Genomic DNA, 12639 nt, shown 5'->3' with positions numbered 1-12639 from the left:
TTATGCCTCCTTCCTTGGGTTTTCAGTATCCCGCAAAACAGGGATATTCAGGCCTTTTGCCCAATCTTCTCTTTCAGACCATGGTGCGCCCCAAATATTTTCATCTTGTTCCAAATTCACCATTGCTTCCCCAGCGTGCGGATTTAACAATTTATCCGGCAGCGCTCCCCTGCGCATTGATAAAATTAAATCGATATGATTTATCGAAACAGGGCAAGCTTCAACACAAGCACCGCAGCTTGTGCACTGTTTTAATTCTTCCGCTGATATAAAAGAAGAAATCGGCCCATTTTCCTGCATGTTATCTCTGATTTTCATAACGATATTTCTAGGGGCCAAGTCTTTTCCGCTTAGGTTAGCAGGACAGACATGGTCGCACCTTCCGCACTCAGTGCAGGCATCAGTGCTTAAGAGCTGTAGATTGGTAAAGTCATAGATATGACTGACGTTTCTCCGCCGCTGTGTTCCATCTTTCATTGCTGATTCAACCTGGAAATCTCCCGATCTTTTTACAGGAGAAAGCAAAAGGTTCAGTGGGGCAGTAAACAAGTGAAATAGCTTTGTAAATGGAGTAATCGCAATGAGGATAAAAGCAAGTATCGAATGGGTAAGCCACCAAAACAAGTACGTATCCCCTTTAAACACCCGGCTTTCATTAAACAACAGGCTAAGCACATATCCTACCGGAGACCAATGGGCATAATCGACCTTGGTTTCACTGAGCCGGATCCCTTCCGCGATATATCCACCAACCCCTATTACAAACAGTAAAATCAAGAATAAATAGTCCATCTTTCCCCGAAGCAATCTTTTCCGAAAATTTCCGCCCCTGATTAACAGAAACCCGGCAAGCCCTACGAGAAAGGCAATTCCAAAAAGGTCTAATACCAGTTCATATACCAGATAAAATCCCCCCTGTAGGATGGGGATCTTAAAGTCTTCATCAATAAAAACAAGTACCGTTCCAATAAATAAAACGATAAAGCCATAGGCCACTAACTTATGCATGACCCCCGGCATCCGGTCTTTTTGCACCTTTGTCTGCCGGATGGCGAACTGAAAAAAATATCCGATATTATCTTTTACATGTTTCCATTCCACTTTTTCCCTTTGACCCTTATTCCATAGTCTATACCTTCTATAAAATCCATATAAGAAAGCGATAATGGACATTCCTGCAAGAATGTAAAAAACAATTTGTGCATCAGATGAAATATTCCAAAAGGTGTCTCTTTCAATCTCCATTTTTCTCTACTCCTTTAGCCATTTCATCAGACGCTCTGCTGTGTAATAAAGATGTTCTTCTGACAGAGTTTGTGTCCTTTTAGCTGGTCCTGCATTCCCTTTTGAACTAAAACCCATAATATGTAAAAGTCTTGACTCTGCAGATTCCTCGTCTGGGATGTCGTCACTTATAAATATATTGGGTTCAGGGGCACCGATTCTTTTAATAGAGCTGCTATTCTTTAAATCTCTTTGTTTAATAACTGTTTTCATTGGTCTTTTAGGTTTGTATTTCCTGTAACTTAGTTTCGAAATTTGCGTAGTTACGGATAAAGCAGCAGGAAGTTGTATTTTAAATACTTGCGTCATTCCCCTCTCCTCTTTTCGATGTGCAAGAAGATTGTTTTTTTCATCTGCTTCTATATGGTGTACAGAAGTTAAAGAGGGAATGTTCAGTGATGTCCCTAGCAACGGAACTAATGACCGATCATGGTCGTCTTCTGTCTCTTCCCCCGAGACAATCAGGTCATACATATCGCAGCTAAGCAAAGTCTCCATAAATGCGGCATCTTCCTGATCACTTTCACCACGCTCAATATGAAAGCAGAGCTCTATGGGAAATCCATTCAAGATATCCAGTGTTTTTTTCTCTACTTTTTCCCTTGCTAATAAAAAAACATCCATTTTACCATTCTGCTTAGTTGCATATTCGTAGGCCCATTGTAAGGCATGAAAATCTGCCCTATTAATAGTTGCTCTCTTATACCCCAATTCTCCTTTTTGATAATCCCAGCGAACAGACTTCTGTTCATACACCTGCCTGATGATGACTAGTAATCTCACTGTTATCCACTCCACTTTTTTCCTTAATGATGTCGACGAGCTTGGGCAACACCTCTTCAAAAGGGGAGATAATCCCAAGTTCACAACGTTTAAATATAGGAGCTGCTGCATCACTGTTTATTGCTACAACATGCCTTACATTTTTTATACCATCTAAATGTTGGGAAGAGCCTGATATTCCAATAGCTATATAGATGTCAGCCTGATCAATGTAAACCCCGCTTGAACCAATCCGCTTTTCCCTAGGAGTAATTTGGAGTTCATCAGCTACTTTACTACCGCCGATTGGTGCATGTAAAATCCTGGCCAATTCTTCAACTTGCTGAAACTGATCTTTGTTAAAGGCGCTATGAACACCCCTTCCAACACCAATTACACAACTTGCTTCAGTCAGTGCGACCTCATCCCAATTAAGTTGCTTTTGTTCAACTAGTTGAATCGAACTGACTTGGCAAGGCCCTACGTAATCAATATGTAAGACTGGCATATTAGTTTTCTTCTTTGTAGAAACGGGAATGTATGTTGGATCAAAAGTGATCAAGCTACCCTGATCAATTATTTCATTGGAACACGCCTTACCGCCGTATATTTCCTTTTTAACTGACAGTTGATTCTGCTGTACCACCATATCCATTGCCTTGTTAATCATTTTTTTATTAAAAATGTAAGCAAGTCCGGATGCTATTTCTCCGTATAGTGGCGAATCAAGAAAAATAATAGTTTCGTTGTTCCTATCTTTATTAAATGTCTGGAAGGCGTGAATATGGTTAGCAGCGACGGGCCATTGATCTTCATTCAGTTCAATCATATAAATCTCATCACAATCGAGGTCCATGTCACTGACTTTCATGCCACAATGTATTACTATGGCGGTTACGTGATTAGCCAATTTTTTAGTTTGCTTGATAAGGCCACGCGCCTCTGGTTTAATAGATTTTCCGTTTATTAAAGGTATATAGCATAGTGCCAAATCCATACCTCCTTAACACAAGAGTAAATATATGTAATTAAGGGAATTATTCTATTAAATAACCTCGGATAACTTCATCAGATGAAGTACGGTTCCGAGGTTATTTTGGTCAAAACCCTGCTGACTTTATGAATTCAATTGCCTGACCGGTTACCGAGCAGCGGAAGCCTTTCTTTTTTCTTGCGTTAATTCCACTTCCAGTTCCAAGCTCTCCGTAAGGACAACCCCGTAGATCTCTTCTGCCTGCTTTTTTGAAACCAACTCATTCCTAACATCTTCAGCTACAGCTTCTGGGTCACGTTCCATGGGATTACCCCATCCGCCTCCGCCAGTGCTTTGAAACACAAACGATTCACCAGGTTGGAAATGAACTCCACCCAGCATTTGCGGATACCAAGTGCCGTCATCGGCTAAGCCTCCGATTGTTTTAAATTGGCCATCCGCTGTTTTCAACAGCTGTCTTTGAGGTGCAGAATGCTTCCCTCCGTTCACTCCCGGAGACCCTTCCAATGTTCTGGATGACTCCATCCAAATCAATTCACCCCGGTCGATAAATTCGACTTCCATCCGAACCCCTACACCGCCTCTGTAACGTCCAGCCCCTGCAGAGTCCGTTCTCATTTCATATGCGTTATAACGAATAGGATACAAGATTTCCGCTATTTCAGCCGGCAAATTTTGACAGTTCCCTAAAGGGTCCATTGTTACATGCATGCCGTCACTGTACGGTGTCCCACCCCATCCTCCAGCAGGTAAGTCCGTAAATACGTGTGTCTCATTGGTCTTTGGATCAGTAGCGCTAGCTACGAACCAGTTAGCATCCGAGCATGTTGGAGCTACAATCAATTCCGGAAGTGCTTTTGACAATGCCTGCCAAATGGAAGAAGTGATTTTAGACGATGTTGCAGTTGTACACCCAAGTGTAGGCGCTGGCCACACCGGATTTAGCCATGTTCCTTCAGGTATGGTCAAATCAATTTGCCTATACATTCCAGCATTGGCAGGAGCATCAGGATTAAGAAAGAACTTTAATGAATAATAGACAGCGGAAGCCGTATTAGCATACGGTGAATTGATCGGCCCCATAGATATTGGGTCACTTCCAGTAAAGTCAACGCCAATTCTATCCCCCTTCACGGTTAGCCTAACTTTTAGGCGAATAGGTTTATCACTATAGCCATCACTTTCTATATAATCCCCGGCCTCATAAACGCCATCTGGAATTTTCTTAATCGCTTCCTTGGTCATAGTTTGTGTATAATCCAAAACTTCTCGCATTCCTTGCCTCACTGTATCAATTCCGTATTTGTCCGCCAAACGGATGAGTTCATCCTTGGCTGCCCGCAAGGCGCCCATCTGCGCTTGAATGTCCCCTTCAACATAATGGGGTGTCCTTGAACTGTTTTTAATAATGTCGATAAGATCTTTATTAGGTTCGCCTTTTCTATAGAGCATTAATGGAGGCAGTCTCAGCCCTTCACCGGCTACATGTGTATCCATTCCTCCTCCAACATCCGTCCAGTGGGCACGGCTCACCGCAAACCCCAGTAGTTCCTCTTGATAGAAAACAGGCATGACCATCGTTACATCTGGTGTATGAGTACCTCCATTATAGGGGTCGTTTAAGACAACCACATCCTCTTCCTCCAGCTCATCCAACGGAAACTTTTCTAAGGCAGCTTGGGCACTAAAATGCATGGCCGCAATATGAACAGGACAGTTTGCAGTCTGGCCTATTAACTCAACATCCGGACTAAAAATAGCATTTGAAAAGTCAACCATATCGTAAATAATTGGAGAAAATGACGCTTTTTTCAAAACCAGACTCATTCTCTCACATGTGTATACAAACGATCTTCTTAACACTTCGAAAGTAATAGGATCCAGTACACGCTCTACAGTACTCTTTACAGTCATAGGACAGCCTCCTTCATTGTTATCTTTGCTTCCTTATTTACCGAGATATGGATAAATCCATATTCATCAATTACCGCTGAGGCTTCCGGCGGGAGAACAATCTCGCTGTTTGGATGGGCAATAAAGGCAGGCCCTTGAATTTTCTGCCCTTTTGAAATTTGATCAACTTCATACAAATCTGCTAAATATTTTTTACCATTAAAATAAGATTCTCTTTGCCCACTGATTTGATTAGACGCTTTTTCTCCTTTTGGCCCTAAAATTTTCCCTAGATGATCTTTTAGAGGCTGTTCTGCCTGGCTTGCCCCTGTGACTCGCAATGTAACGAATGCAATGGGGAAGTCCTCCGAATACACACCGTATTCAAGTTTGTGTTGGTTGTTAAACTCGTGTGCAATTTCTTTAAGTGTTTCTTCATCAAGTATTCTGTTTGGAACTGGGGTCGCTACCTCATACGATTGTCCAACATAGCGCATTAATGCCGTTCTCTCCAGATTGATTTCTTCAGGAGCAACTCCGTCGTTGACCAACATGTCGGTACAGTCTTTTTCGAGTTTTTCAAAGGCCTTGGTCAGTTCCGCTGGATCGACCTCTAAGAGCGCAGCATAGAAAGTTCCCTCTACATCATGACGAACGTTCATTGTTGTCGCTCCTGCTGAGCAATCCACCCCAACAAAAGGAGGTATCAAAATTCTATTGATTCCTGCAGACTGCGCTACTTTATAGGCATGCAGCCCGCCTGCTCCCCCGTAGGATACATATGTCTGATCCCGCGGGTCTCTACCTCTGTCAGTAGATACCATTCTGATGGCATCAGCCATATTTTCACATGCAATTTCAATAATTCCTTCTGCACACTCAATGACTGAAAGTCCTAAAGGTTCTGATACTTTTTCAATCGCTTCAACCGCAGCATCATAGTCCAGTTGGAACTTCCCGCTTAATGTTGAGTTCAGTCTACCCAATACCAAATTAGCATCTGTAACGGTAGGAGATACTCCACCTTTGCCATAACAAGCTGGACCCGGATCTGCCCCTGCACTTTGCGGTCCTACACGGAGGGATCCTCCTTCGTCTATCCAAGCAATGGATCCGCCTCCAGCTCCAATGCTCCGAATGTCTAGCATAGGGGTGATGAGCGGCATCTCCCATTCAAGCTCATATTCATCAGTCACTAACCCTTGGCCATTTTCCATGAGGCAAGCCTCAAAGCTTGTACCCCCTACATCCGTAATAATCATATTATTTAATCCGAGCATGCTATGGATGAAATTTCCCGCCGCAACCCCGCCTGCAGGTCCTGACTCTATTAGCTCTTCCGGCCGTTCTTTTGCTGTCTGGCTCCGCATCATGCCGCCGTTGCTCTTAACGATAAAGAGAGGAGCTTTACATCCTGCTTCCTGTAAAGTTTTTTCCAATCTTACGACATAGTCACCTACTACAGGAAACAAGCACGCTCTAATTGCTGTCGTCATAAATCTTCCTAATTCACGGATCTTTGGCCGAGTTTCAGATGATACGGCAATCTTCGCATCTGGAATGACCTCTAAGATAATATCTCGCATTTCCTGCTCATGGCGCCCACTTACGTAAGAATTAATGAAGCAAATAGCAATATTTTTTATGCCTCTTTCAGCAATTTTCCTTGCTACTTGAAGGCCTTCCTCTCGGTTTAATGGTTTGACTGTAGAACCATCAGCTCCCATTTTCTCACTAACGGTAAAACGTTGTTTTCGGCTGATAAGTGGAGATGGCTTCACCGCATAGGGGTCATAGAGATGGTGTCGGCTCTGTCTTTTGATCTCAATCGTATCCCTGAATCCAGCGGTTGTAACCATAGCAGGTTCGGGATATTTACGCTCGATCAACGCATTTGTTCCAATGGTAGTTCCATGGATCACTGTTTCAATTTCTGAAGGTGCGATACCTGCCTTTGAGAGCGCATTCATAAAACCGACCACTGGGTCCTCTGGAGTTGACAATACCTTGGCCATCCTGACTTTTCCTATACTCCCCGAATCTCCCACCCACGCAAAAAGATCTGTAAAAGTTCCACCGACATCAATTCCGACTCTGTACATTTGCTTCCTCCTCTTAATCATTAATTTAAAGATAAATAGAATCTATTTATCCTTAATGAGTGATATAAGTATGTATATCACTAGGCCTATAAAAATTCTATTTGTTTTTTTAAACAATTCCAATTATTCAATCATACTAAATTTAAAAAGATATTTATACGAAAGTATGAACCGGATACGTAGAATCATTGATGAAATAATTTCTTTGAAACCTTCGAGCGTATAATAATTGCTGATATAAGATTACGTAAGAAGCTTATACTAGGGGGCCCCCCTGTTGCAAGTGGTGGTTTTCGTAGAGGCGAATTTGATAGATGAACACCGTTCATTAAAGTATTTCTGGTAGGACGATTGCGACTTCAAGTTTTGGGCAACCTTCCTCCTGGTCAATGGAGAGATTTAACCAAGAAAGAGCGAGGTCGATTGTTCAGAGACTTAGACTATGAGCCGAAAGAATGGTGAAAATCATAGATTATAGCTTAGATAGAACGACAAGCATCTTTATTTTCCGCATTAAAAAAGAACACGGACAGGGTAATTGATGAACATCAGCTTTAGACTGTAAACAAACTTACATATTGTCTACAGTCTTTTTTCATTTCTAAGGAAACCTATTTACACACAATCACTTCGCGTGTGAATTTTCCTTTGCTGACGACAGCACGGTCTATAATAGAAAATCCCTCTTCTAGCAGGATGTCATCGATTGGTTCAACAGTTACCAATACGGCCCTCTGGGCAATCCTGCGTGCATGACTGATAATTTCTTTCTGCTACTCAGGGGTGATGGCGCAACATAAATTGTAAGGTAAATCGATAATTGCCACATCATAGTGACTCGTAACGTCACGGATGTCTGTGAAGGTCACTTTTCCCGAAAGCCCGAAATAAGCGATATTCTCTCTGACGCCATCGAGGATAAGAGGGTTCTTGTCACTTCCCACAATATCAATCCCCATAGATAAAGCTTCCACCAGCACAGTCCCGATTCCGCAGCAAGGGTCGATGGCCTTTATTCCGCTCGGTTCAGGAACAGCGATGTTTGCAACGGCCCTGGCTACACGTGTGTTCAGTGCAGTCGAGTAGCTATGAGGCTTTTGTTGATGTCGATGCCATACCGATTCACTCTTAACATATTCATCGAAAATCCATCTTCCGTTCACAACCATGATACCGAACAGTCTTTTTGGATGTTCAAGAGCAGCCTCACCATTGATGTGTAATCCGACTCCCTTCTCAATTGCACGTCTGTTCTCAAATCCTATCTTTTCCGTTTTTGATGAGCCTTCATTNCGGCCCTGGCTACACGTGTGTTCAGTGCAGTCGAGTAGCTATGAGGCTTTTGTTGATGTCGATGCCATACCGATTCACTCTTAACATATTCATCGAAAATCCATCTTCCGTTCACAACCATGATACCGAACAGTCTTTTTGGATGTTCAAGAGCAGCCTCACCATTGATGTGTAATCCGACTCCCTTCTCAATTGCACGTCTGTTCTCAAATCCTATCTTTTCCGTTTTTGATGAGCCTTCATTTTTCACATAAACTACTTTAAACGTTTCACCCGTTATTTGTAAGGCCTCCACTTGCTTGAGCAGGTCTTGAAGGCTTTCCCCCTCATACATGACGTGCATTCTTTCCTTAATTGCAGGAGTAGGTATATAAATAAGTCGGCAATTTCTTCTCTGTATGATCCAATTTTTTCCACCCTTTAAAAAACAATAAGTACGACTGTACTCATTGCCGTCTGATCAATCTTTTTTCTATAAACCTTGTCTATATTATACATTGTCTTATTAATGTATGTTCTGTAATTTCCCGATGTACAGGGTTTTCAACAACACAAACCTTTTATTAGTAATTTGATCTTATTCAGGGAGTGACAACGGATTGTTCAGGCCCTACTAAAACATCCTTTACTTATGATACGTCCACGGTAATGAATCTAAATGAGGTTATCAAAAATCTTATGCTATAAAAGATAAATTATTTATTGGAATATTTAATTTAAACTATTATATTTAATATAGAAGGGGGATGAAATATTTGGAAAAGGATTATTTTTTAAATTTTAATAACTTAGATTTATCGCCGACTGAAAGATCCTACTATTTCGAGAAATTTATTTTGTTAAATATTGAAGAATTGGCAAAAGCTAAAAGAAAAGTATTATTTATTGAACCTTTATTAAAAACAATTTCTAATAGAACTTTAAGATTCGATGCTATAATTCCTGAAGGAGTTTTAGAACTAGAAGGCCCTGTGTTATTAGAAGTTAAGAATTCATTTAACTACATAAATATTTCCAAACTTATCAAGTCTATTTTTGAATTAGAAAATAATATTCATTTTGGAACGTTTTTAATTTGTATTGGCACAGAGCTAGATTATAATACCAAAACTAAAATATATGATATTTTAGAAAGTAATAATTCAAAGAGCTTTAATCTAGTAATTTGGGATATTAATGATATAAAAAATCAGTTTAAGAAAAATATGGTTTTTAATAAAATTAGCGAGGAAAACGATTTAGAAAATCTCGATTTAATATACTATACAAAGCAAGCAGAGAGGCCAGATAATAATAGTAGAAATAATTCAGAAATTCTTAAGGGTATATATAATAATGAACATATATCTCTTTTTCTAGGTTCTGGTGTATCAAAAGATTGTGGATTGCCATTATGGGATGAGTTAATTGGGAGATTAAGCAGTGGAATCATATCAAATTTAATGGATTTAGATTTACATTATACCGAAAAAAATTTGTTAACAAAAGAATTAAGTGATTTGCTTAGCAATAACCCTTTATTATCTGCTAGTTACCTTGAAAGAGGTTTTTCAAATACTTATTCTAAAAAAGTCAAAAAAGGTAAAGGTAAAGGTAAAGTTTCTTTCAATAATAAAATTCATGAAAATCTTTATAGTCAATTTAATAATTTAGAAAACAAAGAGTCTCAGATATTTAAAATTGCTGAGAGTATTTTGCAGTCAACTTCAAATAAAGGAATTAAAAAGGTAATTACCTATAATTATGATGACCTTTTACAACTATGTCTAAATAAGCTTAATCCTTCTTGTGAAGTGCAAACAATATATAAAGATTCCAATAGAGAGCCTAGACAGTTCCCTATTTATCATGTACATGGTTTTTTACCTCAAAGGATGGAGAACTATCCAGAATATAATATAGATGAGCAGGAGATTATCTTTACTGAGGATTCATATTACAAATTACAAAATGAACCCTATTCTTGGAGAAATCTAACTCAAATAAATGCCTTTAGAGAAGATACTGTTTTAATGATTGGTCTATCATTAACAGATCCTAATATTCGAAGATTATTAATGCAAACCAGCCAACAAACTGATAAAAAACATTTTATTTTACTTCATCGTTATTCGGGTTCAACATCTAAAAACTTAGAAGATCTCATTCCTAAGGTAACTAATAAATTTCTTGACCTTCACCATCATATTCTTGAAGAAAACTTCAAAAAGCTAGGTGTAAATGTTATTTGGTATGAAAATCATAGTGATATTGCCGATCTTTTAACAGACATATTTGGACTCCCGGTAAAAGTATAAATGATAAGGTATTTTTAGAACAAGATATTACCATTGAACAAATAATTTAAAAGCCTGCTTGGAAAATATACCTACCAAACAGGCTTTTAAATAATAGATTTTTGAACCTCATTTACTTATGATACGGTTCACTGTAGCATATGCAAAATTGTACCCAAAAAGTCGGCAAAGCCTCACACAAAGTCTATACTCCCTGCTTTTCCTTCAACTGTTCAAACAACTTTTCTACAGCCCAACCCCAACATTCTCATACTTGGCAAGAATGACAAGCTCCCTCGGCAGTTGCCCCACTCTCTCAACCTGATCCTGGTTCAATTGCCTAAAGAGACTGGGGCTTCCGGTAAACTCGTCTGTCGAGAGAGGGACCTTCGCCAGTTCTTCTGTGACTACAACATAGTCATCCTTATAAAATAAAAAGAGCTCCCCTGGGCGAGCCAACATGATTTTTCTTCTGGCCACCTCTTTGGCAATGTAAGTTTTTAGCTCCTCAAATAAGTTTGCATCGTTATTTTCATTGTAACGTTTGACATGTTTGTGCAGGCCTTCTAAATCACTGGGCAATCCGCTCATGATTCTGGCCTCTTGCTACTGGTCCGCATCTAAAAAAGGTAGGTTACTGAAACAGACTTTTATCCATTCCCTTTAATGTAGGTGTTTGAGATTTTATTCGAAGAATACTGTATAGTTAGGTGATTACAATCATCTGATTAAGGGTGTGTCAACATGCGTATTAATAAATATATAGGTGAGGCCGGAAAAGCATCCAGACGAGGTGCGGACAAGTTAATTGCCGATGGGAGAGTTACTATTAATGGGAAGCGTGCCGTAATAGGCAGCTCAGTTGAACCTGGGGATGACGTTCGAGTAGATGGAAATCCCATCCGAGTAGCAAGGAATAATGTCTATATTGCCTTAAATAAGCCTGTGGGCATCACAAGCACAACTGAAAAAGGTGTAAAGGGGAACATTGTTGATCTGGTCAACCACCCATTGAGAATATTTAATATCGGGCGCCTGGATAAAGATTCAGAGGGCTTGATCCTCCTTACGAACGATGGCGATATTGTGAATGAAATTCTGCGGTCCGAAAACAGGCACGAAAAGGAATATATCGTTTCAGTAGATAAGCCGATTACTCCTGAATTCCTGAAGGGGATGTCTGAAGGTGTAAAGATTTTAGGTACAACAACACTTCCTTGTGAAACCGAACAATTATCAAAATTTGATTTTAAAATCATTTTAACGCAAGGGCTGAATCGTCAAATCCGCCGCATGTGCGCCGAATTAGGGTACAACGTTTACAGATTGCAAAGAATTCGGATCATGAATATTCATTTGGGCAATCTCCCTCCTGGGCAATGGAGAGATTTATCCAAGAAAGAGCGAAATCAATTGTTCAGAGACTTAGACTATGAGCCAAAAGAATGGTGAAAATCGTAGATTATAGTTCTGATAGAATGACTGGCATCTTTAGTTTTCCGCATAAAAAAGAACACGGACAGGGTAATTGATGAACATCAGCTTTAGGACTTATTTAATAGTCTGTCCTTATTCAAAGGCTACAAAAGATAATATCGAAGTTACCCTGAGGACACTATCATTTCAATAGGGCTTTATTTATCATCAGCTTTAGACTGTAAACAAACTCACATATTGTCTACAGTCTTTTTTCATTTCTAAGGAGACTTATTCACATACAATCACTTCGCGTGTGAATTTTCCTTTGCTGACGATAGCACGGTCAATAATAGAAAATCCCTCTTCTAGCAGAATGTCATCGATTGGTTCAACAGTTACAATTACGGCCCTCTGGGCAATCCTGCGTGCATGACTGATTATTTCTTTCTGCTGCTCAGGGGTGATGGCGCAACATAAATTGTAAGGTAAATCGATAATTGCCACATCATAGTGATTGGTAACGTCACGGATGTCTGTGAAGGTCACTTCTCCCGAAAGCCCGAAATAAGCGATATTCTCTCTGACGCCATCGAGGATAAGAGGGTTCTTGTCACTT

General features: G+C 39.9%; 8 protein-coding genes and 3 pseudogenes. 3 read left to right on the top strand and 8 right to left on the bottom strand.

Translation table 11 applies throughout. The features are described from left to right. The 5 genes from D4T97_RS01855 to D4T97_RS01835 all read right to left on the bottom strand — a co-directional run bounded on the left by D4T97_RS01855 (window position 1) and on the right by D4T97_RS01835 (window position 7035). Window positions 1-1245, bottom strand: coding sequence for a 4Fe-4S dicluster domain-containing protein (locus D4T97_RS01855; protein WP_126047097.1), 1245 nt, complete (start codon window positions 1243-1245; stop codon window positions 1-3). A 6-nt stretch (window positions 1246-1251) separates the two neighbouring features. Next, on the bottom strand, window positions 1252-2067 hold the full coding sequence (locus tag D4T97_RS01850) for an adenine nucleotide alpha hydrolase family protein (RefSeq protein WP_164525434.1): 816 nt from the start codon (window positions 2065-2067) through the stop codon (window positions 1252-1254). After that, window positions 2033-3043 carry an electron transfer flavoprotein subunit alpha/FixB family protein gene (locus D4T97_RS01845; protein ID WP_126047093.1) on the bottom strand — a complete coding sequence of 337 codons (1011 nt, stop codon included), beginning with the start codon at window positions 3041-3043 and terminating at the stop codon, window positions 2033-2035. Before D4T97_RS01845 ends, D4T97_RS01850 begins: the two co-directional genes overlap by 35 nt. A gap of 144 nt (window positions 3044-3187) precedes the next feature. Continuing rightward, a complete protein-coding gene (locus D4T97_RS01840) occupies window positions 3188-4954 on the bottom strand; it encodes a hydantoinase B/oxoprolinase family protein (protein ID WP_126047091.1) in 1767 nt (588 codons plus the stop codon). Then, a complete protein-coding gene (locus D4T97_RS01835; protein WP_164525433.1) occupies window positions 4951-7035 on the bottom strand; it encodes a hydantoinase/oxoprolinase family protein in 2085 nt (694 codons plus the stop codon). Before D4T97_RS01835 ends, D4T97_RS01840 begins: the two co-directional genes overlap by 4 nt. A gap of 366 nt (window positions 7036-7401) precedes the next feature. Here D4T97_RS01835 and D4T97_RS20700 point away from each other — a divergent pair. Beyond that, window positions 7402-7497 (top strand): annotated as a pseudogene (locus D4T97_RS20700) (23S rRNA pseudouridine synthase F); the annotation flags it as partial. A gap of 149 nt (window positions 7498-7646) precedes the next feature. On the opposite strand, the pseudogene D4T97_RS21040 reads toward D4T97_RS20700, so the two are convergent. Further along, window positions 7647-8228: pseudogene (locus D4T97_RS21040) on the bottom strand (TRM11 family SAM-dependent methyltransferase); the annotation flags it as partial. A gap of 855 nt (window positions 8229-9083) precedes the next feature. Between D4T97_RS21040 and D4T97_RS01815 the strand changes: the two are divergent. After that, entirely contained in the window at window positions 9084-10625 is a 1542-nt protein-coding gene (locus tag D4T97_RS01815; RefSeq protein ID WP_164525432.1) for an SIR2 family protein, read from the top strand. A 225-nt stretch (window positions 10626-10850) separates the two neighbouring features. Here D4T97_RS01815 and D4T97_RS01810 read toward each other — a convergent pair whose 3' ends face one another. Further along, window positions 10851-11195, bottom strand: coding sequence for a hypothetical protein (locus tag D4T97_RS01810; RefSeq protein ID WP_126047083.1), 345 nt, complete (start codon window positions 11193-11195; stop codon window positions 10851-10853). A gap of 153 nt (window positions 11196-11348) precedes the next feature. On the opposite strand from D4T97_RS01810, the gene rluF reads away from it, so the two are divergent. Beyond that, entirely contained in the window at window positions 11349-12056 is a 708-nt protein-coding gene (gene rluF, locus D4T97_RS01805; RefSeq protein WP_126047081.1) for a 23S rRNA pseudouridine(2604) synthase RluF, read from the top strand. A 255-nt stretch (window positions 12057-12311) separates the two neighbouring features. Here the strand turns inward: rluF and D4T97_RS20695 are convergent. Beyond that, window positions 12312-12639 (bottom strand): annotated as a pseudogene (locus D4T97_RS20695) (RNA methyltransferase); the annotation flags it as partial.

The sequence above is a fragment of the Siminovitchia acidinfaciens genome, assembly GCF_003605385.1.
GTDB classification, from domain to species: Bacteria; Bacillota; Bacilli; order Bacillales; family Bacillaceae_C; genus Siminovitchia; species Siminovitchia acidinfaciens.
The sequence above is the reverse complement of the archived record's forward strand: the minus strand, read 5'-3'. Positions and strand labels throughout refer to the sequence as shown.

Coding starts and splice junctions, on each gene's coding strand:
- D4T97_RS01855 (WP_126047097.1), bottom strand. CDS start 1,245: ATGGAGATTGAAAGAGACACCTTTTGGAATATTTCATCTGATGCACAA.
- D4T97_RS01845 (WP_126047093.1), bottom strand. CDS start 3,043: ATGGATTTGGCACTATGCTATATACCTTTAATAAACGGAAAATCTATT.
- D4T97_RS01840 (WP_126047091.1), bottom strand. CDS start 4,954: ATGACTGTAAAGAGTACTGTAGAGCGTGTACTGGATCCTATTACTTTC.
- D4T97_RS01835 (WP_164525433.1), bottom strand. CDS start 7,035: ATGTACAGAGTCGGAATTGATGTCGGTGGAACTTTTACAGATCTTTTT.
- D4T97_RS01810 (WP_126047083.1), bottom strand. CDS start 11,195: ATGAGCGGATTGCCCAGTGATTTAGAAGGCCTGCACAAACATGTCAAA.
- rluF (WP_126047081.1), top strand. CDS start 11,349: ATGCGTATTAATAAATATATAGGTGAGGCCGGAAAAGCATCCAGACGA.